Genomic DNA, 25,162 nt, shown 5'->3' with positions numbered 1-25,162 from the left:
AATGACAGTTATTTGAGGACCATGCTACTACACTGTCAGGTTGTCATCCGACCAGTCCGGTTTCGCCAAGATAAGATAAATATACTTTCTTCAGGATATTGCCAGGGCCACAAAATAAATTATCTGTAAAAGTTTAAGGTATGTGATAATTTATATAAACAAATAATCTATATTTACAGATAGTCATCTTTTTTGAATTATAACCTACGTCCTAAACTATGAAAACTACATTTTTTATTACACTGGCAACAGTGCTTTCCATTGCGCTCCTGATTACTTACATGGTAAAAAAAGAGCAACGCTCTATGAGTCAGCTCAGCGCAAGAGTCATCAAACTAGTTCAGAAATTTCATTCGTGGCAAACAATGAAATAGTCAATTTCCATCATCTATCTAATTATTTCCTATGAAAGCGGGTCTGCTATTTAAACTGGCCTGTTTACTGATCGCCTCTATGGTGCTGGCTGCTCATTTCGCGCGCAAAGCATTTCATAAATTGGCAACCAATCCTATTAAAGATAATCCAACAAACTAATTTTCATCAGTAAACAGGAAAAAGGGCGAAAGACATGGTGTCTCTCGCCCTTTTCAATATCGTTAGGATCTATATTCCTCTTTACTGCTTCGGAAACATATTACTATAATCGACTATCGGTTATAATATTTATTAACTGCATCAGTACGGCTTCTTACATGCAGCTTTTCATAAATATTATGTACATGCCTACGTACAGTCTCAATACTGATGAACAGGTTGCTGGCAATCTCTTTATATAGAAATCCTTTTGACAACTGGTCCAGAATTTCCTTTTCTCTGGATGTGAGTGCTTCCAGCGCAGGATTTGGTTTAGCCTGTTTCTGGAAATATGCTACTACCCGGCGTGCAATCTGAGAGCTCATAGGAGAACCGCCTTCATGAAGGTCTCTGATTGCGCTGAGGAGCTCACTGGGAGGAGTTTTCTTAAGAATATAACCACTCGCGCCTGCTTCAAGTGCCTGGAAGATTTTGTCATCATCTTCATATACGGTCAGCATCATAAAATGCATATCCGGATATTCTCCTTTCAGACGAGCTATACACTCGATACCATTCATACCGCCCGGAAGATTAAAGTCCATCAGCACTACATTTGGTAGTAAGCTAGGGATTTGTTCTACCGCAGTTTCCGCATTATTGAAAGCTCCGATACACGCATACCCGTCCGAGCCATTTATCAGCAACTCCATGGCTGTACGTATATCATGGTTGTCTTCTACAATCGCCACAGAAATAATATCCATGTTATCCTGAGATTTCTTTTTCGAGTATACAGTCATTTATAATCAGTTGTTATGTTTACAGAGGTCAACGTGACATCACATTTACGGAATCTTACAAATCTATATTAAATTAACGGGATATCTAGCAAAACTATCGTACCGTGATGGGACGTAATATCAGCTTGTCCTCCGACTGCCTGCATCCTCTTCTGTATATTTTTTAATCCATTTCCAAATAACCTTACTTTTTCCTGATCAAAGCCTTTGCCATTATCTTTTATCATAATCGTCATATTCTTATGCATCTCTATTTGTATTACTACTTCTGATGCCTGGGCATGTTTAACCACATTGTGCAAAGATTCTTTTACTGCCAGATATATATTACGTCTGGTACCACCACTCAGTTTAATGTTAGGGATACTTTCCGGTATATAAAACTGGTGCGTGATGTGGGCATGTTCAAGGAAATCGGCCGCGAAGCTGCGCATATATGCTATGAGGTTCTCGAGCGAGTCATTTGACGAGTTCATGGCCCAGATGATCTCGCTCATTTTATCTACCAGCTCTCCTGCTGCTTCAGAGATACGTTCCAGCTCTTTTGTCTGAGAGGTATCTGTAATCTTACGTTTGGCGATTTCACTCAACAGGCGGATAGTAGAAAGTCCGGATCCAAGATCATCATGCATATCACTTGATATTCTTGCTCTCTCCTGATCCACGGCTTGCTCTTTCTCCAGTTTCAACTTTTCATGACGGATTTTATAGTCGAGGTATAAAGTGGAGAAATAATAAGCTACTCCCAGCAGCAACAGCAATAACAGGAATCTGAACCACAGAGACTGCCAGAATGGTATTCGGATAGTGATCTCAAGCGTTGTAGGTGTTGAGTTCAGAATATCATCATTGTTGGAAGCACGCACATTGAAGGTATAAGTACCTGGGCGCAGATTAGTATACCTGGCCATTCTGAAAGCCCCTGCCTGTACCCAATCTTCATCAGCGCCATCCAGTTTATACTGTACTTTATTCTTAAGTGGATTAGTATACTCTAACGGCACAAATTCTATAGCAATAGTATTGTGGTTATAAGGTAATTCTATCCTTCGCAGTAAGGAAAGTGCAGTATCAGATTCATATGGTTTATCCAGCACCTCCATCCGCATGATAACCACTTTGGGTTTGGAGGTATTTTTCCTAAAATCTTTTGGATAGAACCCGTTTGATCCACGGATACCGCCAAAGAAAAGCTCACCATCTACCGACCTGAAGAAAGCGCCTGTATTAAACTCATTTGACTGTAACCCGTCTTCATAATTATAGGTAGTGATCTCATCATCTACAGGATTGATCTGTGACAGGCCCTTATTATGACTTATCCATATTTTATCCTTCTCATCCAGCAACACGCCATAGAGGTAATCATTGATTAATGCCGGATAGTCATAACTATTATAATGCTTCTTACGGTGATTATTATCATCCAGTACAAAAAGCCCTTTAGCTGTTGCTAACAACAGTTCCTTACCGGCTCTTTTACTAATGGATTTTACAATGGTACCTGGTGGCAGTGTAATGATCTCCCATCTTGCGCTACCGGTTTTCTTTACATATGCTGCCACCTTCGTTCCGACGTACTTATTCCCGAGCAGATCTTCATAATAAGTGGTCAGTATTTCGTCTGGAAACTCATGAACGATCGCCACCTTATAGCCGCCTCGTTCTGCAGGCATAATTTGCAACAGATACCGGCCGTAGTTAAAATATACTTCCCCGCTAGTGCGCTTGAACAGGAACGGGTAGCTATCTTCCTGTGGAGGCAGACCTAATGCGGTAACATATTTCGTAAGATTTTCAAACTTCCGGGTATGCACGTTGAATAATCCGATATGCATATCAGCGAAGTGGAACCATAAATGCTCAAAATCTTCTCTGCAGATAGCGTTCAGGTTCTTGGCCGGGAATACGCCCTTTCTTTCATCATTAGGAAGACGTTCCAGGAACTTCCCTCCTCTTTCGTAAATATCAAGGCCGTCGTTTAGTAGTCCGACGTATAGCTTACCGTCATCATGTTTGTACACGGCTCTGACCATATTGTGCGTGGTAGCAGGCGAGCGGTACAGGTTAAAGACCTTCTTATTAGGCGAATATTTTTTGATACCATCTCCGTCTGTGCCTACCCACATATTATCAGCGGCATCACGGTACAGGTAAGTGACTACGTTCCAGGAACGTGTTTCTGAGCCATTGAAACTAACGATACGTGTTACGATCTCATTACGCTTTAGGTTGTAGATCATAATACCATCAGTACCTCCGATCCAGATATTACCGTTCTGATCAAGCTCCAGGCAAAGCGGTGTAAAGTTTGCGTCTCTAGGGTCGCGCTGATCAAAGGGAATGTCGGTATATTTATTCTGTTTCTTATTGAAGATGATCAGGTGGCCTTTGCAGGCGATGATCAGTGAATCTTTGTTGAGGTTCTTAAGAACAGTATGAGAGGTAATGTTTGGAAGGCAGTAGGTAGTTAGGCGCAGGTTCTTTGTATTCATAGCCAGCAACTCACCGGATTCAAAGTTCAGCCAGATAGTATTGCCGTCTTTGTACATGGAGTTGGCGGCTATGCCCCGCTGCAACATGGCTTTAGGATAGAGAATAACGCGCTTTTTAGCATAAGTGGAATCATCAAGGATATAGAGACCTTTTGCAGGACGCCAAACCCAGAGGCTGTGGGTCAGCGAGTCTTCTCCGAGTATCCTGAATTTATTACCACTGTCACGTTCGCCATTATTTTCATATGTGGTATCTTCCAGCACCGTCTCGAATGAGTTCTTATACTCATCGTAGACACTGATGCCATAGTTATGCGTAAGCATCAGCTGCCGCCTTCTGTTACGGTATAGGGAATACCCTTTGTACCCTTTCAGAGCAAAGCGGTTAATCAATGCACGTCCCCCATTGTTGTTCCGGACTACCAGGCTTCCTTTGCCCTGTCCGGCACGTTCCTTTAAACTAGGATTGAATCTGTATTCATTGAAACCATATCCGTCGAATCTGTTAACGCCATCATGCGTAGCGATCCACATGAATCCCTGGTTATCTTCCAGGATATCGTAAACCGAGTTCTGAGATAGTCCCTCATTCACGCCATAAGAGTCGAAAATGTAGGGCTTATCCTGTGCAAAAAGCACAGATACGGATAAGGTACATAGGAAAATTAGTAATAAGGTCCTCGTCATCTGCGCCCGCGATTGCAATGCTTATTTAGTAATAGAGGTTATAAAAATACTGAGTTCACATAACGCAGTGCTTGCAAATATATAAATCTGCCGCACACTTTCTAATGATTTTGTATTTTTCTTGCTGCAACCTAACCCATTCAAACCAGAAAACAACATGCACAGCAAAACGACACCTGCTACAGTAAAGGTTTCCCACAGTAAAAGATTATTTTTCACCCTCTCCTGTTCATTTTTCTTTTTTACCGGCTTTGCCCAGTCGGGCTATCTGCTTCATCCTGAACAAGCTCCTCCTGTGAAGAGCATCAGAGGATTGAGCGTTGTCAACCATAACCTGATTTGGGTTGCAGGGACTGAAGGAAAGGTAGGACATACCAGCGGACAACAAGGTATCGAGTGGGAATGGACCCAGGTACCTGGGTATGATACCTGCGACTGGCGTTCTCTGGTTGCATTCAGTGATCAGCGAGCATTAGTACTTAATGCGGGAGAGCCTGCGCATATCATGCTGACTGAAGATGGCGGTAAATCGTGGAAGGAAGTCTACAGTAATCATACGAAAGGCATCTTCTTTGACGCTATGGCCTTTAAAAATGCAGCTGAAGGTATCGCTATCGGAGACCCTATAGATGGCAAGTTTACTATTATCAGAACGAAAGACAGTGGTAAAACATGGCAGGCAGACCCACCAGCCAGATTACCTGAAGCGAAAGAAGGTGAAGCGATCTTCGCTGCAAGTAATACCAGTCTGCGGATACTTCCCGACGGACAGGCATGTTTTGTAACAGGAGGCAAACACAGTCGATTCTTTAAAGGATGGGATAAATGGAAAGCTACTAACTGGGATTTCATTCAGGGAGAGGCTGGTCAAGGTGCTTTTTCTGTCGCGTTTGCTGATCACCTGAACGGGGTAGCTGTTGGGGGTGATTATACCAGAGATACGCTTACTACAAGAAACTGTTTGATTACAAAAGATGGCGGACGCAGCTGGCAAGCATCTGTTACACCGCCCTCTGGATATCGGTCCTGTGTACAGCATATATCAGGTAAAATTTATGTAGCCACAGGTACATCCGGAACAGACATTTCAGAAGATGGAGGCATTAACTGGACACGTATCAGTAAGGAAGGTTATCATGTTGCGGGTGTCGATCGTACACTTGTGTGGCTGGCAGGTAGTAAGAAATTAGGAATGTTCAGTATAAGACAAAAATAAGTAGCATCTATAAAAAGGGGTGCTGGAAAAGCACCCCCGGAAAAAATAGGTTAAAGCAAAAAGTACATTTGGCACTCAAGATAGGTTATACACGAATATGTTACATGGGCATTTTAGCGAATGTGTTAATTTTACGAGTAAACGGCTAAGAAACAGCCTCCACCGCTAAAGCGTGTTAAAACAATATTTTTTACCTATTTTGGGTGGTGACAGGGAAAGGGAAATTTAAAAGCGATTTATGCAAGTAACAACCTCATCGGGGAAATATTCGGCCAAGCACTATCCGGATACTATTAAAGAATGGAAAAAAGAAGGTAACTACTTCTACTTTTATACAACCGAAACCATACTGGAAGTAAGGATCATTTCAGACAAGATCATTCGTTTTCGCTATGCGGCGGATGGCAATTTCCAAAGGGACTTTTCATATGCAGTGAGTGACAGGCTGGAAGAGTCGCCTGTACACTTCGGTCTGCACGAATTTGAAGAGAACTTTGAAATATACACTGAAGCATTACGCATATACATCTCAAGAGACGATATGCGCCTCACTATTACAGACCTGGAAGGTTGTATCATCAACCAGGACGAGCTGGGCTTCCACTGGCAATATTATCTCCAGAAGGGCGGTAAAATAGTCTATTGCAGCAAGCAGATACAGGAAGATGAGTACTTCTTTGGTATGGGAGATAAACCAACTGACCTCAATCTGCATGGTAAGCGTATGGAAAACTTTGGTACCGACGCTTACGGCTTTCAGAAAGATACCGATCCATTATATCGCAATATTCCTTTCTATTACGGCTTACATCGGGGAAAGGCCTATGGTATATTCTTCGATAATACCTTCCGTACCATTTTTGACTTTGGTAAAGAAAGAGAAAATGTAACCAGTTTCTGGGCAAGAGGTGGTGAAATGAACTATTATTTCATCTACGGACCAGAACTAATGAAAGTAGCGGAAGGTTATACCAGTATCACAGGAACGGCAGAGTTACCGCCGCTTTGGGCGCTCGGTTATCAGCAATGCCGCTGGAGCTACTATCCTGATAAGCGTGTAAAAGAAATCGCAGCAGAATTTCGCAAACGTGAGATTCCTTGTGATGTAATACACCTGGATATTGATTATATGGAAGGTTTCCGCTGTTTTACCTGGAGCAAGGAAGGATTTCCTGAACCTGCGGGACTGATCAAAGAGCTGGCAGACCAGGGCTTTAAGGTAGTCGTGATTATTGATCCGGGCATCAAGGTGGATCCGGATTATAACATATACAAACAAGGTATTCAAAATAACTACTTCTGTAAGCGCCAGGATGGCGCATTGATGGAAGGAGATGTGTGGCCGGGTAAATGTGTGTTCCCTGATTATACCAATCCTGAAGTACGTAAATGGTGGGCAGGTCTGTTCAAAGACCTGGTAGATGTAGGTGTTAGAGGCGTATGGAATGATATGAACGAACCCGCAGTGTTTGAAATGGGAACGTTCCCAGAGGACGTACGTCATGACTACGATGGCGAAGCAGTAAGCCACCGTAAAGCGCACAATGTCTACGGGCATCTGATGAGCAAAGCAACTGCCGCAGGTATGAGAAAGTTCCTGATGCCTAATCGTCCTTTTGTCATCTCCCGTTCCTGCTACGCCGGCGCTCAACGCTGGACGTCTTTCTGGACCGGAGATAACGTTTCCAGCTGGGATCATCTCTGGCTGGCGTCCGTACAGTGCCAGCGCATGTCTGTATCCGGCATCTCGTTCGTAGGAAGTGATATTGGAGGTTTCATCGGTGAGCCTGACGGCGAACTATATGTACGCTGGATACAATTGGCAGTATTTCATCCGCTGATGCGTACACACTCTGCCAGCAATGAAACAGGCTTTAACCAGGAACCATGGAGCTTCGGAACAGCCTATGAAACTGTTGCCAGGAAATTCATTCAGCTGCGCTATAATTTGCTGCCCTACATTTATACCACTTTCTGGCAATACAGCCGCTACGGCACGCCTATGCTGCGCCCGCTGGCATTCGTTGCGCAGCATGATAAGCAGACATACGACCGCTCACACGAGTTTATGTTTGGCGATTCACTGCTGGTCAGCCATGTGTCTGAGCAAGGCATGAAAGAAAAGGAAATCTACCTTCCTGAAGGAGAATGGTATTACTACTGGAATGACGAATTATACACCGGCGGACAGGTCATTAAAATAGCCACTCCACTGGATGAAATGCCATTATTCGTGAAAGCCGGAGCTGTTCTCCCGAACTATCCGAAGATACAGCACGTGGAGGAACGCAACCAGGAAGAAATGATGTTGCATGTTTATTATTCTACGCAGGAAACAGGTAGCTTCTTGTATGAAGATGCAGGCGATCATTATGGTTATAAAAACGGTCAGTATAATGACATCCGGTTTAAGCAGGTGTCAGAAAAAGATCGTTTTGTACTTAGGAAAAAATACTTTGGCCAGTATAATGCAGCTTACAGAAAGCATAACATAACCGTACATGGTTTACCTTTCAAAGCGAAGGAAATTTTAGTGGATGGAGAAGCTGTAAAGCTTACTGCTGCTAACTTTGGAGAGAATACGGTAAATCTGGTTGTAGATAGAAAATTTGAAACACTGGTGATCCGATAAGATATAATAGCTTTTATCACTGACTATAAATCCCAAATTCTTCATCAGAATTTGGGATTTGTGTTTTAAACCCAACATTAAAAAAAAAGGGCACTGTAGATTGAGATCTTAGTGCCTTTTCATAACCTATGCCAACTTTAGAGTTATCTCAAAATTAGGATGTTATAACTTACACACAAAGCATACAAACGTCGTATAGGCAAAATGAACAAAATGAACGGGACAAAATTTACTGAACGGCTCAGCTTCTGTTAATGCTACGTTACAAACCGATTCTATCAGCCACCAATCTGACATTCGTTAACATTTCATTCACTTTTTACATTGTTTAATTGCCATTGGCGTTGTCACGCTACAGTTTGTCAATTCTACTCCACGTTACTACTAAAAAATGTGAGAAAATTAAACGTGTAAAGCTGTTATACAATAGGTTATACAAAGAAATGCCGATACGCGGCATAATAGTTGTGCCTACTTTCACAAATCGACTCAGTTTCCTACGTTAGTTACATGGAACCCATTTTTTAACCTTTCAAATTTATTTCTTATGGCTGCAGAACAAAGCAATCACTTCACAGAGCAGGAAAAACTGGAAAGGGAAGACCTCAATCAAGACCGTGAATCAAGAGAATCATCAGCAGAGAACAAATCAACTCCCTCAGAAGAAAAAACAACAACAAGCCGCAAAGATAAACGTGGTTTCGCATCCATGGATGCAGCAATGCAACGCGCTATAGCCAGTAAAGGCGGTCGCGCAGCGCATGCACAGGGTGTTGCTCACGAGTTTAATTCTGCCGAAGCCCGGGAAGCCGGACGTAAAGGTGGAGTTGCTGTCAGCAGAAACAGACAGCACATGGCTGAAATTGGTAAAAAAGGCGGAGAGGCTGCTCACAGAAAAAGACAGAAAGACAATTCAAATTCTTCGGTGTAAACTAATACACCAACTCTTTCCAATCACACAAACGCCTGGTAAGTATTATATACATACCAGGCGTTCTTTTTTATACTTTTGTGCGGTATCAATCGTTAAAACAATCATTGCCCTTGCAAACACTTACTGGTAACATCCGCCGCCTCTACCCATTTCTGCTTCCATACCTCCTGCTACTCCTGCTGGTGCTGTTGCTGAAAATCATACACTCCAGAGATGAGATCTATTTTTTTATTAATAGCCTTCACTTTCCGGCAGGTGATATATTCTTTCCCTACATGACTGAACTGGGCAGCCGTGTCACCGCTGTCACTGTATGCCTGTTATTGCTGTTTCTAAGCTATCGTAGCAGCATTTTGATGGCAACAAGTCTAATACTATCGGCAACCGTTAATTTGCTTCTTAAAATGCTCTTTAATGCGCCAAGACCAAGTGTCTATTTTGCAAACGAAACCCGCCCCATATACTACATACCTGATGTGGAAGTACTCTCTAATAACTTCAGCTTTCCATCCGGTCACACGGCCTGCGCTTTTACCATTGCCCTTGTGCTGACCTACATCACGCCCAATAAGAAATGGGGTTACATATATCTCCTCATCGCCCTGCTGGTAGCTTACTCCCGCATGTATATGAGCCAGCATTTCCTGGAAGATGTAACCGCAGGATCAATAGTGGCAACTGTTATTACCCTAATATGGCTCTCCTGGTTCGATAACAGACCGTTCTTCCGCGATCCTCGCTGGAATGCTTCGCTAAGTCTTAAGAAGAACGCTGCCTAAGATAAAAACCTAATATAAAAAGCGCCCTGGCCTCTATAGCCAGAGCGCTAAAAATATGCTCTTCAGATGATTGGTTCTTTGCGTTCAGTTGTAGTAACTCTCTGCTTATATTCTGCTGGCTGTGACTTTTTGCATTGCGCCAAAGTCTTTTCACCTTTCTCCTGCTGATAGCTATTCTTCTATTGAGACCCTTTACAGTACTATTTCAATTAATTCTTACCGCCTTTCTTTTTCTGCTGATGAGGTAAACCTGCTGGTGGAGGAGGTGTAGCTGGCTTTTCAGCTGCTGCTGGCTTTGCAGGTGTTCTGTTATATTCTTCTTCTGTTACTGGTTCTCCACGTCTATAATACTCTTTGATCATCTTGCCTTCTTCATCATAGATCTTCCACATGCCATTACGCTGAGAGCTCCCATCTCTTTTAATCTCTTCAAATCTTTCATCCCCGGTGATTGGATCTACTATTCTGAAATAGTCCACCTCCCCATTGATGTCCATCGCAATAAAAGCTCCTTCGGCGCTGATCCGGCCATTTGGATAGAAATAACGGGAATAGCCATTCAGTTGTCCATGTTTGAAGGTCTCTTCTGCAATCAATGCGCCGGATAAGGCGTACTTCTTCCATAGCCCCTCTTTCAGATTATCAACGTAGTTGCCTTCCCAGGTATAACCAGGTTCTCCGCGAACTTCAGGCATTTCCTCCTGCCATTCCCCCTGTTTGCGCTGCTGGTCATCGACTTTGTTCACCCGTATCTTCGGCATTTGTGCGAACGCAGCCAGCACCATGAATTGCAGCAGTAAAAATACACTCAGTTTTCTCATAGGATTAATTTGCACAAAAGTATGCATAAAAAAAAACCGGTACAACAAAGTTGCACCGGCTTATCAATACCTTATTTACTTATACTTTATTACTGATTCGGGTCGTTCAATTACTCCCGTTCGACTCTGCTTCCGGCTGCACCGGCTATGAGACCATTATCATAAGCACCCTTACCGTATTTTTACTTACCTGCCATCAGTAGTATTGTATCTACTTAGCTCTTTTAAAGATGGCAGCTCCAAGCGGAGGAACACGCATGCTGAGCGAATGGCTTTTTCCATTCAACGGCTCTTCCCGCGTTTGTAGCTTACCTGAATTGGTTACTCCGCTGCCAAAGAACGCAGTATCATCACTATTCAATATCTCTTTCCATCTTCCACCTCCATCAATACCCAGTTCGTAATGCTCATGAGAGACTGGCTTCATGTTCAAGACAATCAGAATATCTTCTTCTGGTTTATAACTTTTTCTGAGGTAAGCTAACACGCTATTATCATAGTCAGACACGTTCACCCACTCAAAACCATAGTACTCAAACTGTTTGATATACAATGCAGGTTCCGATGTATACAGATGGTTAAGCGCTTTTACGTATTGTTGCAGGCCCTGATGAGAAAGATGATCCAGCAGATGCCAGTCCAATTCTGACTTATAATTCCATTCTGTAGTCTGTCCAAATTCATCACCCATAAATAATAGCTTTGTTCCCGGATGTGTGAACATATAGCTGTACATCAGACGCACATTAGCCAGCTTCTGCCAATCATCACCAGGCATCTTGTACATCATAGGCGACTTGCCATGTACAACCTCATCATGGCTGAGCGGCAACATAAAGTTTTCAGTAAAGGCATAGGCAATACTGAACGTCAGCTGATCCTGATGCCATTTACGATGATTAGGGTCTCTTTTAAAATAAGCAAGCGTATCATTCATCCAGCCCATCATCCACTTCATGCCGAATCCTAGTCCGCCCATATAGACAGGCCTTGATACGCCATAGAAATTGGTAGACTCTTCTGCAATTGTCTGCACATCAGGGAATAGCCTGTAGATAGTCTCATTCATGTGCTTCAGGAAAGAGATTGCTTCCAGGTTCTCCTCCCCTCCTAGTTCATTAGGCTCCCATGCGCCGGCTTCACGTGAATAGTTCAGGTGAATCATCGAGGCGACTGCATCTACACGTAGACCATCTACATGAAACTTATCCAGCCAGAAGACTGCGTTACTAAGCAGGAAAGAACGTACTTCATTACGAGCGTAGTTGAAAATATAACTGTTCCAGTCAGGGTGATATCCTTTCCGCATATCGGCATACTCGTATGTATGCGAGCCATCAAAACGGTAAAGTCCATGTGCATCATATGGGAAATGTGAAGGCACCCAATCCAGAATAACGCCTATTCCTTCCTGGTGAAAGGCATCTACAAAGGCCATAAAGTCCTGCGGAGAACCATACCTTGAAGTAGGTGCAAAGTAACCGGTGCCCTGATATCCCCAGGAACCATCAAAAGGATGTTCCATTACCGGCATCAGTTCTACATGGGTGAAGCCCATATCCTTTACGTAGGGTATGAGCCTGGCTGCTATTTCAGCATATGTATAAAATACTTCGTGATTAGATTTATCAGGACGACGCCAGGATCCCAGGTGTACCTCATATACACTCATCGGACTCTCCAGGCTATTGTGCTTATTACGCTGTTGCATCCAGCGCTTGTCTTTCCATTTGTAGTCCAGCTGCCAGGTTATAGAAGCTGTCAGCGGACGCACCTCCCAGTAATTCGCATACGGATCCCCCTTTCTTAACTCTTCACCTGAATTGGAGCGAATAAAATATTTATACAGCGCTCCCTTTTTCACCTGGGGAATAAAACCCTCCCATACACCGGACTTGTCCCATCTGGGGTACAAAGTGTGACTATAATTATCCCACTCATTGAAGTCTCCGATCACAGAAACGTAGGCTGCATTGGGTGCCCAGACAGAAAAATAGGTGCCCTTGACGCCTTCATATTCCACCGTATGAGCGCCGAATTTCTCGTACAAATGCGGATGGACGCCATTCTGGAACAATTCTATATCCCTGGCTGAGAACAGCGAAAAGGGTACTACTGGTTGTATCTTCAACTTTTTTGTTGCTGCCATGTTAGGGTACTGGTAAGAGTAACAATATAGATTAAAAAGTAACACCAGCAAGTATCAGACCGGAGAAATATTATGATGGATAAATCTGAAAGCTGTCATCTGTTGGGGTAGACAGCGGAAGGGGCCGAATGGCTGATATATAGCCAAACCAGACAATAAAAAAAGCCGCCCTTTTACAAGGACGGCTTCTATAGAATCAGTTAGTTATTCCTGTTTCGTTTTGCTTAGTAGCGTTTTCTGAAACCACCAGGACGGCTGTTACCAGCTCCGCCACTGCTGCCTTCCCAACGTCTGCCACCGCTGCCACCTTCACGTGGAGGACGGCTACCGCCACCGGAACGACGTTTATCGCCATCCTGTGACATTTCGATACGTACGCTGCGACCGTTGTATTCCGCTTTCTTGAAAGTCTGCTGGAATTTCTCTACCACATCGTTTTCTACTTCAAAGAAGGAGTAAACACCTTTCAGGTCGATGCGGCCGATCTTGTTACCACGTACGCCACTGGTATCACACAGGTAACGCAGCATATCTCCGCGGGTGAAATCATCTACAGAACCCAGGTTGATGAACAGACGGGTAAATTTACCGTTATTTCTGCGTTCACCACCCTCAGCTGATCTTCTTTCTTCTTTCACGTTCAGATCAGGCGCATCCTGGTAGTACTCCAGGAACTGATTGAATTCAAGAGAAGCGAAGCGTTTGATGATCTCTTCCTTACTCATGGCTGCAAATTCTTCAAATATGCGTTCCAGGTATGGTTCGATCTGCTCTTCGTTTACAGTTACGTTGTGTACTTTATGAACAAGGCCGAACAGTTGTTTTTCACAAACTGCAAAGCCATCAGGTACTTCTACTTTGTTAAACTTCTTACCGATCACTCTTTCAATCTGACGGATCTTTCCAGTATCGCGGCCAGTGATAATAGCGATAGATACACCGGATTTACCTGCACGTGCTGTACGACCACTACGGTGTGTGTAGTTTTCTACATCATCAGGCAGTTCGTAGTTGATTACGTGCGTTACGTTATCAACGTCGATACCACGGGCAGCAACGTCTGTTGCTACAAGTACCTGTAATGATTTCTCACGGAAGCGCTTCATTACCTTATCACGCTGTTGCTGTGTGAGGTCGCCGTGCAGTGCGTCTGCGTTATAACCATCACGGATAAGTGATTCTGCTATTTCCTGTGATTCTATTTTCGTACGGGTGAAGATGATACCAAAGATCTCAGGGTTGAAATCCACGATACGCTTCAGCGCAGCATATTTCTCACGTGGACGTACCACATAATATTCGTGTTCGATATTAACGTTACCGCTGTTTTTATTACCTACGGTCAGCTCGAAAGGATCTGACATGTACTTCTGCGCGATGCGACGTACTTCCTGAGGCATAGTAGCTGAGAACAACCAGGTGGTTTTCTCTTCAGGCGTGTTGGATAATATATTGTTGATGTCTTCCTGGAATCCCATGTTCAGCATTTCATCTGCTTCATCCAGTACAACATAGCGTACATTGGCAAAGTTAACAGCCTTTCTCTCGATGATATCGAGCAAGCGGCCGGGAGTAGCAACTACGATGTGCACTCCTCTTTTCAGATCGCGCAGCTGCTGCACGATGCTGGAACCACCATATACAGCAACGATACTAACGTCGCCGAGGTGTTTACTGAAGTTTTTCAGATCGTTTGTGATCTGTAAACATAATTCACGTGTTGGGCATAAAATCAAACCCTGGGGGTGACGCTGTTTTACGTCGATCTGCTGTAACAGCGGCAGGCCAAAAGCTGCCGTCTTACCTGTACCCGTCTGGGCCAAACCTACAAAGTCCCTGTCTCCGCCCAATAATACAGGAATAGCTTTTTCCTGAATTGGCGTTGGTGCGATAAATCCCAGGTCCTGGATTCCTTTTAAAATGGGCTCCTGTAAGCCTAAAGTTTCAAATGTAGTCATTGATTTGCTTTGATCAGGCTCCGTCGGGAGCCTTGGTATACTATTCAGTTCTGTTAAAACTGATTACTCTTGAAATAATTTTTGTTGCCGGTCAACAATCTTAATGGACACTGGCTGTCATTACACCAGCTCACCTTCCAGGTCATAGTCGTATGCCTTGGTGATCATTACATTAACAAAATCTCCGGGTTTCAGGCGTTTGGTGGTATTGATGATCACCTCGTTATCTACTTCAACAGAATCAAATTCTGTACGCGCCAGATAACGGCCTGATTCTCTTTTATCGACAATTACACGGAACACCTTACCTACTTTCTCCTGGTTCTTCTCCAGTGAGATTTCCTGCTGTGTTTCCATAATATCCTGCGCCCTGCGCTCTTTTTCTTCAGCTGGAATATCATCAGCCAGGTCATGGGCGCTGGTGCCCTCTTCATGACTATATGTAAATACGCCTACTCTGTCAAGACGCATCTTTTCCAGGAAGCGTTTTGTCTCTTCAACATCTTCCAGCGTTTCGCCCGGATAGCCGGTGATCAGCGTAGTACGCAGACAGATACCAGGTACTTTCTCACGGATAGCCGTAATCAGCTCTTCCATTTCCACGCGTGTGATCTGACGTTTCATGGATTTGAGCATATTATCAGCTGCGTGTTGCAGCGGCATGTCAATATACTTACAAATATTCGGGTATTCATTCATTACGTCCAGCACTTCCATCGGGAACTTATGCGGATAAGCATAATGCAGACGAATCCATTCGAGACCCTTCACCTGTGCCAGCGCTCTTAAAAGCTCGGCCAGTTTACGCTGCTTGTAAAGATCCAGACCATAATAAGTCAGTTCCTGCGCTATCAGCATGATCTCTTTTACACCAGAATTAACCAGTTTCTCCGCTTCTGCCACCAGCTGTTCTATAGGACGGGATACATGTCCGCCGCGCATCAGAGGAATAGCGCAGAATGAACAGGTACGGTTACATCCTTCAGAAATCTTTAAGTAAGCATAATGCGTTGGCGTTGCCAGCAGGCGCTCGCCAATCAGTTCTGACTTATAATCGGCATCAAACTTTTTCAGTATCAGCGGCAATTCCATCGTACCAAACCATGCATCCACACCAGGAATCTCTGATTCCAGATCTCCGCGGTAACGCTCGCTGAGACAGCCGGTTACATACACCTTCTCCAGGCGGCCACGATTCTTTAATTCAATCTGCTCCAGTATCGTATTGATGGATTCCTCCTTCGCTTTATCAATAAAGCCACAGGTATTCACAACAACGATATTATGATCCTTTTTAGCGCTTTCATGCACTACATCAATGTCATTGGCCAATAACTGACCGCTGAGCACTTCTGAATCAACCATATTCTTGGAACAGCCAAGCGTAATAATATTAACCTTATCTTTCTTTAAAGTTTTTGTCTTCAAGCGCGAATATTTTAATCTGGCAAACAAGCCTGATGCTTATCTGCTTACCGCCACGAAGACATCCAGACACTAATTGAAGAGAACAGCGAGACTTACTGTTATGTGACTATGAGCCTAAGTGGGGGTTATTTAACTAAAGAATTGCAAAGGTAATATTTAATTGCGAATTGTCAATTACCATTTACGAATTGTATGTTAAAACAATCTTTCCTGCCCCTACCCGGCCACTTCGAGCATTCTATCGGCCCTTTTCCTCGCTACCTTCCTTTTATAGTGGTACCACCATTCCGGAGCCAGCCTGATGAGCAGGTTGTTCATGCCCCGTAGTCCAACCAGGTGATATAACCCGTTCAGCTTACCAGCCAGCGTTTCATCCAGCGCACGGAGACTCATAGCAAACCCGCTATCCATATATTCCATATGATGCCAGTAGCCGCCAGGCATAAACAGTGTATCTCCGTGTTCCAATACCGTTGTATAAGCAGTTGCCTTATCCAGTGCAGGAAACTGCTTCGTATCCAGCTGTTCATGCCAGTTTACGAAACTGGCTGCGCTTTCCACAGTAAACGGCATCCTGTAGATATAAGGAGCCTGGTTGTTTTCCAGCAGCAGCACCCTTTTACGTCCGATAAACTGGGTATGGAAAATATGTGACAGATCAATATCATAATGCATGTGTGCTACAGATCCTGCTCCACCGACAAACAGCATCGGGTATTTCTTCAGAAACCCCGAGGCCAGCTGGTCAGGCCAATAAACGTCTTTTACCAGCTGCGGTGCATGGTGGAAGATATTAAAAAGGAATATACGCAGTTGTACGGGGCCCTTCTTCACCATATCCAGGTACTCCCCGAATAAAATATAAGCGTCTGCCCCATTCACCAGGGTTTTTGCGCCCGCCCTTTCGTTGTTGTATAGTCCAACTGTCTGCTGACCAACAACTGACTTAAAGTAATCCCAGGTCCACTTTTCATAAGCAGGCCAGCTTCGGCTAAGACCTGTAATCACTATTGGCTTCCGCTGTTCGAAATACTGTTTTCTGAATACTTCCGGGGAAATACTCTCTACGCGATCTATGGAGGTTAATTGCATAAAGAAGGTCTGTTATAATAGATAAACAATAGATAGGTATCGGCCGTAACGCCATTCATGGAATATCGAGATACAGCAACCACCGCAATAATTATGCCGCTGGTAATGAATGAGTTGTCTTATAATAGTGTAGAGGAAGGAGAATTTATTTAGGGGCTAAACCGAAGAAAATGCAGCATAATGTATCTGATGGTTATAAGGCATAAGTCAATAACACCCACCAGGTAACCCTCCTGAAACTAAAAAAGAGACCCATCAGGCCTCTTTTCCGTATAACGAATCGATTTGTTTATTAACCTTTGATACTAAACAACGAGTCTACAAATTCTTCTTTTGCGAATACCTGCAGATCTTCCATTTTCTCACCGATACCGATATATTTCACTGGTATCTTAAACTGGTTAGCGATTGCCAGTACAACACCTCCTTTAGCGGTGCCGTCTAGTTTAGTGATTGCCAAGGCGGTAACTTCTGTGGCAGCGGTAAAGTGACGCGCCTGTTCCAGTGCATTCTGGCCGGTTGAGCCATCCAGTACCAGCAGTACTTCGTGTGGGGCTTCCGGCAGCACTTTTTTCATGACACGTTTGATTTTACTCAGCTCATCCATAAGGTGGGCTTTGTTGTGCAAACGACCTGCTGTATCGATGATAATCACATCCACATCTTTCGCAGCTCCGCTTTGTACGGTATCAAAAGCTACAGCGCCTGGATCTGAACCCATCTGTTGCTTAACGATGGGTACGCCTACGCGGTCGCTCCAGATGGTCAGCTGATCTACGGCTGCTGCTCTGAAGGTATCTGCTGCACCCAGTAATACTGACTTACCGGCTTTTTTATAGTTATAGGCCAGTTTACCAATGGTCGTTGTTTTACCTACTCCGTTTACACCTACGACCATGATGACATAGGGCTTTTTACCTGTTGGCGTCTCAAAATCACGGAACCCGCTATCCGGGGCATCTACCAGCAGACCGGCGATTTCTTCCTGCAGTATTCTGTTAAGTTCTGTAGTACCCAGGTATTTATCTTTCGATACGCGTTTTTCTATTCTGTCAATGATCTGTACGGTTGTATCCACACCAACGTCGGCAGATACCAGCGCTTCTTCCAGGTTGTCCAGTACTTCTGTATCAACGGTGGTTTTACCTGCGATGGCGCGGCCTATTTTGTTGAGAAAACTTTCTTTTGTCTTCTGTAATCCCTGGTCCAGGCTTTCCTTCTTTTCCCTTGAAAATAGCTTATTGAAAAAACTCATGGTTATTCTTTTGCGACCGACAGACTGGCATCAATTATATAATGTTGAATTGACTGTAGTCGATTGTTAAGGCGTTAAGTTACAGAAAATACTCCACAATCGCGGCGTATTGGCAATGGGGCTCAACAGTTATGTGACAGTCATATCGGCATACGACGATGTCTGTATACAACCAACACAAAAAGCTGTCCTGATAACGGACAGCTTTTATAGTATAATTGGTAAAGCCGAATTACTTCTGGTTAATGTGCTCCACAACTTTATCCTTGTGCACGATTGCCTCTTTGAAAGAGTATGCACCGGTTTTAGGAGAACGAACAGCTTTAATTACTTTAGTCCAAACTTTGGATTCAGCTGCTGCCTTCGCGTCTTTTACTTTCGAGTTCTTAGATGCTGCTTTTGCCATAATATTTTTAAATTAAAAGTTAAAGTGAATCGTCAAAAGTTACCTGTTAATTGCTAATCGCGACCGAATGCACCAACATGCTACCGATTAACGCTCAACATTAACGATCAATTACTACTTAATTTCTTTGTGTACAGTTACCTTTCTCAGGATTGGGTTGTACTTTTTCAGCTCCAGACGCTCTGGAGTGTTCTTCTTATTTTTGGTGCTGATATAACGGGAAGTACCAGGCTGACCACTGGTCTTATGCTCTGTACATTCCAATATCACTTGCACCCTGTTACCTTTCTTTGCCATTTTGTATACAATTAAAGTTGAATGCTAACAATTAGATTTTCTCTCCAGCTGCACGCAAGTCTTTAACTACCGCATACAAACCATTCTTGTTGATAGTTCTTAAACCATCAGCAGATATTTTCAAAGAAATCCAGCGATCCTCTTCCGCCAGGAAAAAACGCTTTTTCTGCAGGTTAGGCAGAAATCTTCTCTTTGTCTTAATATTAGAGAAGGAAACATGGTGACCCGTAATCGGCTTCTTTCCTGTCACCTGACATACTCTTGCCATGATAGAAAAATTTTGGATTGCAAAAGTCGCTCTTTTTTGTCGATTTTGCAAATAATTGTAATCCGAATTTATTAACAATCATGAAATGTGTAGCTGGAAAGACCCATATCACACCTCATAAAAGACTGAATATCAACGCAAATATTCGGTTTATTTGCTGAAATATTAAGATATCCACATTTTGCAATTTACATAAAATCAGCGATCTATTTTTACAACAGGACCGTTTTATGCCTTCGCTTTGCTGCCTTTACAGCAGTACTACCAGGCTTCTCAATACAGCACCCAATCTCACTCCTTCCAACACACGCTGCTGTGATGTACCATGTTTCAGTAACGCCTCTTCATGAGAAGTTACGCACATCTCACAACCATTCAGAGCAGAAACTACCAGGCTCACCAACTCAAAAAACTCTTTTCCTAATACCGGGTTAGCCATGATGCTCATACGGATACCTGCCGGTGTAGCAGTGTAAAATTCCTTATTCACAAAGTGACGGAAACGGTAATACACGTTGTTTGCATTCATCAGGGACGTACAACTGTAGATTTCGGCAATCTCCTTGTCCGTAGCGCCTTCCTGCGTAGCCAGCTTTTCAAAAGCCGCCTGCAACGCAACATGCTTTTCATTAGACGCTACTGACAGACCCAGCAGGTATGCTTCCTTCTTGGTCAGCGTAGACGCAGTTAATGAATTGGTTACATTGATTTTAAGATCTTTCAGATAACGGGCATCAGTGCTGGCCAGCGTACGTAAGCGATCAGAAAGATGCTCACTCGTTAACCCTACTACCTCCAACAGCTGTACCGCCGTATCTGTATTTGAAGTTGCGAACATAATAATTATTTTTGAAATACTTGTGGAAAATAAAAAATCCATAGTCAGACTACCTAAACAGACTGACTATGGACTAATAAATTAAGCGTTCAGCGTAGCTTCACCTTTCTCCCAGTTACAAGGGCACAGCTCATCTGTCTGCAATGCATCCAGTACACGCAGTACTTCCTTCACATTACGACCTACGTTCAGGTCATACAGAGATACCCAACGTACAATACCCTGTGGATCTACGATGAAAGTTGCACGGTAAGCAATTCTCTCGTTAGCTTCCAGGATACCCAGGTCTTCAGCCAGAGATTTGGAAGTGTCAGCCAGCATCGGGAACTGCAGTCCACGCAGATCATCGTGGTCTCTTCTCCATGCAGCATGCACAAACTCAGAATCGGTAGAAGCACCAATCAAGATCGCATCACGATCAACGAAATCCTGGTAAGCTTTGTTAAACTCAGCAATTTCAGTAGGACACACGAAAGTGAAATCTTTCGGCCACCAAAACATCACTAACCATTTACCGGAATTTCTCAGTTCCTCAGAGCTCAGTTCATAGAACTCTTTACCTTTTTCGATAGATACTACAGCCGTCTTCTTGAACTCAGGAAACTTTGATCCTAAAGATAATGTTACATTCTTCATTGTGCGTATATGATTTATGATTTACGTTATATCCTTTTTATATATCCATCAAGCCGGACCAATATTACATTCACCTGAATTACATATGTCCTTTATGGTTATCCGGGTGCAAAATTGCGGGTATGTTCAGGATTAATCAAATAGATTTTCAAAGAAGCCTGCATTGAAATTCTCTATATCGCCCTAAAAACCGCCCTCCTGCTGGCATCCCGTTAGATTTTTTCTAAAAAAATATCGCATTAATACAATCTTAACGCAAATTCATTCCAGCCGGAACAATTTGGCACGTTATTTAGTTATATAGGGTACAAAAAATCAAATAAAACAAAAAAAGACTGGCTATGAAACTGAAAAATATACTTCTGGTGATCGTTACGATTGGTATTGCACTCATCCCGTTAATTAAAAACGGTCTGGACAAACATGACGAATTTGATGCAACACAAGACCTGTTCATCTAATGGTTAACGTGCAGATGGTGCCGTATCCTGTAATTAAGGACTTTCCCCTCAGGAGAGCTGGTATCGCTGTGCAGGTCAATCAATCATTTCAGATGATCTCCATCTGTAAAACAATTGATTATCATTATATTCCTCTGCCTCTACACTAATAGCTGATTATTAGCTGTCGCGGAGAATATCTTCCCGCACAGTTCTCTGATATATGCGCTCCTTTTATCAAGGCTGATTTATTTGCGATTAGGAATTACGAATTATGGTTAATGAGTAATTCCTAAAGGCATGTCTGCCACTCTCCCCCCTCCTCATCATTTCCTTCATCTTTTTACGATATATCGCGTTATCCGTACTGGCCTATTACATTCAAAGTCCTTCCGGCACCCGCTGACTTACACAAGTATCTTTTTAAGCCCTTCAAAACAAAAAGGCCTCCGCCTGATAGCGAAAGCCTTTCTGAATATACATTGGCCGCACCTGATCTGCATCAATTCCACGGTCGGCTACAAATATTGTTGTCAAACTTCTACAGCATCAGGTAACGTTGTTAATCAAATCTCCGAAGCTACTGATACCTAACATCTTAACGGACTTAAAGCCCTCCGCATACGGCACTCCTACCATTCTGCCGAAAGTCGCATCCCGCGCTATCACTCCCTCAAAGAATGCTGGTGAAGAAATATACGTCTTCGGCTCATTATCCGCTGCCGGGGCCAGAAACTGTGTCTTGTATGCACGAATAGCCTCTTTCTTCCGCTCTATCACCGGTGTAATATCAACAACAAAATCAGGCTCCTCAAAACGGTCCTGCAGGAAATGAAATACCTGCTTCGGCCTCCAGGCTGCCTGCGGCTGACCATCTTCCATCGTCTCAATCCTTCTCAGCCCCGCCAGAAAACAACAATCCGCTATTAATCGGGCCGCTCTTCCATGATCCGGATGTCTGTCCTCAAACGCATTTGCCAATACTATCTCCGGCTGATATTTACGAATCGCCGCAATCAGCTTCATCTGCTCTTCTGTATCATTACGGAAAAAACCATCCGGCAACCCAAGATTGTCCCGCATGCTAAGTCCCATAACTTCCGCCGCATCTGCCGCTTCCGCAGCCCTGATCTCTGCTGTACCACGCGTGCCCAGCTCCCCTCTTGTCAGATCCAGTACGCCTACCTTCATACCCTGTGCGGCATGTACCATCAGTGCGCCGGCACAGGCCAGCTCCACATCATCGGGATGTGCAGCAATAGCCAGTATATCTAATTTCATCTAAAATTTTCTTCTTTTGTTGGAGTGCAAAGATAGCGCTTAGTTCGTTTTACTCACGATCACCACAACCGTCTTATTTTGCTGAGCAAAGATTTTAGCCCTGTCCGGTGTGGCTAATACCACGCTGTCAATGTTCTTCCGCTCCAATGCAGCAAGCATCTGCCCCCTGTTCGCCTCTATCAGCGCGCCGTCCACCACATATACAAAACTGCTGTCACTGCCCGCTTTTGCCAGTTGAGCTTTGTAATCGGCAGAGAAATCGCTGAACATACGTGTATAACGCTTATTAGCAAATGGTAATGTTTCAATAAAGATTACGCCGTTCTCTGCTTCCGGACCATACTTCTCCTTCAACTTTGAACCCCTTACCACATCTATCAGGGCAATGTTGCGAGGGTCTAATCCCTCCATTCCTTTCTTACTCTGCACACTGTCTACAAAGATCAGCGCATCTTGCGGTACACCAGGCACCGAACTCAGGTCTTGTGACATAGCGGCACTTCCACAGACAAGCAGGCATGCCATCATGAAAAATTTTATATGCATCTGTGAATTTACGGCAGATTTGTCAGAATAGACGTAGGCCTGGGGAGAAGGGCCTATTACAATGAGAAGAGGTAATTCATAATGATAAAGTGTGTCAATAGTTGTAAGCCCTGGAACCCCGGTACAATTCAATTTCCTGGACAATCACTTCAATATCCTTATCCTCCTGGGTATCATATTCACTTTTCAGATTGCCACCAAAGAAAAATGCAACCGTCTGCCACATCCGGGCAGAAAAGCCACCTTTCAACTCTTTGATGATCTCATAACAGTTCTGACCGGTTTCCCGGTTAATTAACTTCATCAACACCTTGCCCTGGTAAACAGACAGATTTTCCAGCTTATCGCCAAACTGTGCCTTCATCTTCTTTTCTATCTCCGCCAGGTACTTCTTTTTTTCCTTTTTATCATGCAAAGTGGCCAGATGGGCATCAACATCTTTCAGAATACGGGCAGCCGCCTTCGCATAGGGATAGGTCACATAGACCGCATTACGTAAACGGGTCCATGCCTCACGCTGCTTCCGGAATTTCTTCGGCAGCTTATCTACAACTTCGAAAATATGTAAGGTGATAGACGGCACTGTATCTGTACCTACGACGATAGCACTCACCGCAATGCTGTCAGCTCCATGGCGCACCTGGGCATGTACCCCATTGACGCCCAATACACAGAATATGCTGGCAAACAGGATGGTGAAAGCGGTGAGACGACGCATAAACTCCTAATCTAATCTGAAATTTATACTAAAGATATGCTAAATAATGATAGCAAATGGGGGGCTTTTTACGTGCTTTTCGCTGTTCAGATCCGCCTGTCTAATTGCCTGAAAAACATGCCTGATAACCTGGTCAATGTTCGCTTAATGTTTCAATTCATCAGCCTTCCAACAGGTCACTAAAAGGTCACTTCAATATCCCGGGGATATCGAAGTGACCTCTTAGTGACCTCCAGGTGACCTGTCTATACCGGGAAGATGTAAAACATTAACCCTGTTTCAACAGCTACCAGTTGTTGCATCTTGGTAACTACTCCGGCATACCTGAACATAATAATCCGCACCGTCCATGTATGTCAAACGACTACGCACACCTGTCAGCCGAACGCATCAGCAAAGAAAAATGCGCACTATAGGTACGGTTGGATAAACTGAGTAGTAAAACAGTAACAGGAGAGGCAAAAAACAAGTGCTTATGATTAAATCATCACTTTAAGTGTAGCTTACAATTTATTGTAAACCAATTATATCTGTGAAGTATTAATATTTTAAAAGGATATGTGAACTTTAATTACAAAACCTGGCATTAAGGGAGTATCAGATATCGCTGCCAATTAAAAGTGAAGTTCCGCGAGTCAGTTTCCTAACATGAACATGAAAAAATAATGCCAGGATACATAATATCTGAGTATACTGGTTTTCAATCTCTTAGGCTGTGTCAGCTAAGTATTTTAAACCGGCTCTGCCGGGTAAACGCTTATTCCCATAGCCATCTGCCAGCCAATCAATCATAAACAAAAGTGAGATTATTGTTTTAAGTATTTGATAAAGAATTAATTCTACGAAATTACTCAATAAATAACTCAACCATAATGCATAAAAAAGCCTGCTACATCCTAAAACGTAGCAGGCATCTTTTCACCTGGTCTTTAATTAAATAGTGGTGAGCGTCTTCAACCTGGTTATTAGG

General features: G+C 43.5%; 22 protein-coding genes. 6 read left to right on the top strand and 16 right to left on the bottom strand.

Annotated features, from left to right (window positions below):
* The first annotated feature begins 218 nt into the window (after positions 1 to 218).
* Positions 219 to 374 carry a hypothetical protein gene (locus tag K1Y79_RS25515; protein ID WP_220253044.1) on the top strand — a complete coding sequence of 52 codons (156 nt, stop codon included), beginning with the start codon at positions 219 to 221 and terminating at the stop codon, positions 372 to 374.
* Positions 375 to 405: 31 nt separating this feature from the next.
* Positions 406 to 534, top strand: coding sequence for a hypothetical protein (locus K1Y79_RS29355; RefSeq protein ID WP_262903202.1), 129 nt, complete (start codon positions 406 to 408; stop codon positions 532 to 534).
* Between the two features lie 113 nt (positions 535 to 647).
* Here the strand turns inward: K1Y79_RS29355 and K1Y79_RS25510 are convergent, their stop codons facing one another.
* Complete coding sequence (locus K1Y79_RS25510) at positions 648 to 1,280, bottom strand: response regulator transcription factor (RefSeq protein ID WP_044221676.1); 633 nt, start codon at positions 1,278 to 1,280, stop codon at positions 648 to 650.
* Between the two features lie 104 nt (positions 1,281 to 1,384).
* Positions 1,385 to 4,498, bottom strand: a complete 3,114-nt coding sequence (locus tag K1Y79_RS25505; RefSeq protein ID WP_220253043.1) for a ligand-binding sensor domain-containing protein — start codon at positions 4,496 to 4,498, stop codon at positions 1,385 to 1,387.
* Positions 4,499 to 4,655: 157 nt separating this feature from the next.
* Between K1Y79_RS25505 and K1Y79_RS25500 the strand changes: the two genes are divergently transcribed.
* The 4 genes from K1Y79_RS25500 to K1Y79_RS25485 all read left to right on the top strand — a co-directional run bounded on the left by K1Y79_RS25500 (position 4,656) and on the right by K1Y79_RS25485 (position 10,059).
* The gene (locus K1Y79_RS25500; RefSeq protein WP_220253042.1) at positions 4,656 to 5,714 is read left to right on the top strand and encodes a beta propeller repeat protein; all 1,059 of its coding nucleotides are present in this window, start codon (positions 4,656 to 4,658) and stop codon (positions 5,712 to 5,714) included.
* Positions 5,715 to 5,952: 238 nt separating this feature from the next.
* On the top strand, positions 5,953 to 8,346 hold the full coding sequence (locus K1Y79_RS25495; RefSeq protein ID WP_220253041.1) for a glycoside hydrolase family 31 protein: 2,394 nt from the start codon (positions 5,953 to 5,955) through the stop codon (positions 8,344 to 8,346).
* Positions 8,347 to 8,893: 547 nt separating this feature from the next.
* Positions 8,894 to 9,277 carry a KGG domain-containing protein gene (locus K1Y79_RS25490; RefSeq protein ID WP_220253040.1) on the top strand — a complete coding sequence of 128 codons (384 nt, stop codon included), beginning with the start codon at positions 8,894 to 8,896 and terminating at the stop codon, positions 9,275 to 9,277.
* A 113-nt stretch (positions 9,278 to 9,390) separates the two neighbouring features.
* Positions 9,391 to 10,059 (top strand): phosphatase PAP2 family protein, encoded by a 669-nt coding sequence (locus K1Y79_RS25485; protein ID WP_220253039.1) that lies wholly within the window; start codon positions 9,391 to 9,393, stop codon positions 10,057 to 10,059.
* Positions 10,060 to 10,268: 209 nt separating this feature from the next.
* Here K1Y79_RS25485 and K1Y79_RS25480 read toward each other — a convergent pair whose 3' ends face one another.
* The 14 genes from K1Y79_RS25480 to K1Y79_RS25415 form a co-directional block, all read right to left on the bottom strand.
* A complete protein-coding gene (locus tag K1Y79_RS25480) occupies positions 10,269 to 10,880 on the bottom strand; it encodes a toxin-antitoxin system YwqK family antitoxin (RefSeq protein WP_220253038.1) in 612 nt (203 codons plus the stop codon).
* Positions 10,881 to 11,091: 211 nt separating this feature from the next.
* Entirely contained in the window at positions 11,092 to 13,029 is a 1,938-nt protein-coding gene (glgB, locus tag K1Y79_RS25475) for a 1,4-alpha-glucan branching protein GlgB (RefSeq protein ID WP_220253037.1), read from the bottom strand.
* 224 nt (positions 13,030 to 13,253) lie between these two features.
* Positions 13,254 to 14,987 (bottom strand): DEAD/DEAH box helicase, encoded by a 1,734-nt coding sequence (locus tag K1Y79_RS25470; protein WP_220253036.1) that lies wholly within the window; start codon positions 14,985 to 14,987, stop codon positions 13,254 to 13,256.
* Between the two features lie 120 nt (positions 14,988 to 15,107).
* Positions 15,108 to 16,415, bottom strand: a complete 1,308-nt coding sequence (gene rimO, locus K1Y79_RS25465) for a 30S ribosomal protein S12 methylthiotransferase RimO (RefSeq protein ID WP_220253035.1) — start codon at positions 16,413 to 16,415, stop codon at positions 15,108 to 15,110.
* 216 nt (positions 16,416 to 16,631) lie between these two features.
* Positions 16,632 to 17,507, bottom strand: a complete 876-nt coding sequence (locus tag K1Y79_RS25460; protein WP_220253034.1) for a cupin-like domain-containing protein — start codon at positions 17,505 to 17,507, stop codon at positions 16,632 to 16,634.
* 292 nt (positions 17,508 to 17,799) lie between these two features.
* Positions 17,800 to 18,762, bottom strand: coding sequence for a signal recognition particle-docking protein FtsY (ftsY, locus tag K1Y79_RS25455; RefSeq protein WP_220253033.1), 963 nt, complete (start codon positions 18,760 to 18,762; stop codon positions 17,800 to 17,802).
* Between the two features lie 232 nt (positions 18,763 to 18,994).
* Positions 18,995 to 19,168, bottom strand: a complete 174-nt coding sequence (locus K1Y79_RS25450) for a DUF4295 family protein (RefSeq protein WP_162331139.1) — start codon at positions 19,166 to 19,168, stop codon at positions 18,995 to 18,997.
* A 114-nt stretch (positions 19,169 to 19,282) separates the two neighbouring features.
* Positions 19,283 to 19,465 carry a 50S ribosomal protein L33 gene (gene rpmG, locus K1Y79_RS25445; RefSeq protein WP_012790733.1) on the bottom strand — a complete coding sequence of 61 codons (183 nt, stop codon included), beginning with the start codon at positions 19,463 to 19,465 and terminating at the stop codon, positions 19,283 to 19,285.
* 31 nt (positions 19,466 to 19,496) lie between these two features.
* Positions 19,497 to 19,733, bottom strand: a complete 237-nt coding sequence (gene rpmB, locus K1Y79_RS25440; RefSeq protein ID WP_220253032.1) for a 50S ribosomal protein L28 — start codon at positions 19,731 to 19,733, stop codon at positions 19,497 to 19,499.
* A gap of 250 nt (positions 19,734 to 19,983) precedes the next feature.
* Complete coding sequence (locus K1Y79_RS25435; protein WP_220253031.1) at positions 19,984 to 20,571, bottom strand: carboxymuconolactone decarboxylase family protein; 588 nt, start codon at positions 20,569 to 20,571, stop codon at positions 19,984 to 19,986.
* Between the two features lie 81 nt (positions 20,572 to 20,652).
* The gene (locus tag K1Y79_RS25430; protein WP_220253030.1) at positions 20,653 to 21,207 is read right to left on the bottom strand and encodes a peroxiredoxin; all 555 of its coding nucleotides are present in this window, start codon (positions 21,205 to 21,207) and stop codon (positions 20,653 to 20,655) included.
* 989 nt (positions 21,208 to 22,196) lie between these two features.
* A complete protein-coding gene (bshB1, locus tag K1Y79_RS25425; protein WP_220253029.1) occupies positions 22,197 to 22,928 on the bottom strand; it encodes a bacillithiol biosynthesis deacetylase BshB1 in 732 nt (243 codons plus the stop codon).
* A gap of 39 nt (positions 22,929 to 22,967) precedes the next feature.
* Positions 22,968 to 23,474, bottom strand: a complete 507-nt coding sequence (locus tag K1Y79_RS25420; RefSeq protein WP_220253028.1) for a hypothetical protein — start codon at positions 23,472 to 23,474, stop codon at positions 22,968 to 22,970.
* Between the two features lie 94 nt (positions 23,475 to 23,568).
* A complete protein-coding gene (locus K1Y79_RS25415) occupies positions 23,569 to 24,192 on the bottom strand; it encodes a DUF4294 domain-containing protein (protein ID WP_220253027.1) in 624 nt (207 codons plus the stop codon).
* Between the last annotated feature and the right edge of the window lie 970 nt (positions 24,193 to 25,162).

Origin of the sequence: Chitinophaga rhizophila (assembly GCF_019492185.1) — a bacterium.
Taxonomy (GTDB): domain Bacteria; phylum Bacteroidota; class Bacteroidia; order Chitinophagales; family Chitinophagaceae; genus Chitinophaga; species Chitinophaga rhizophila.
Note: the sequence above shows the minus strand (reverse complement) of the source record. Positions and strands in the feature narration are given on the sequence as shown.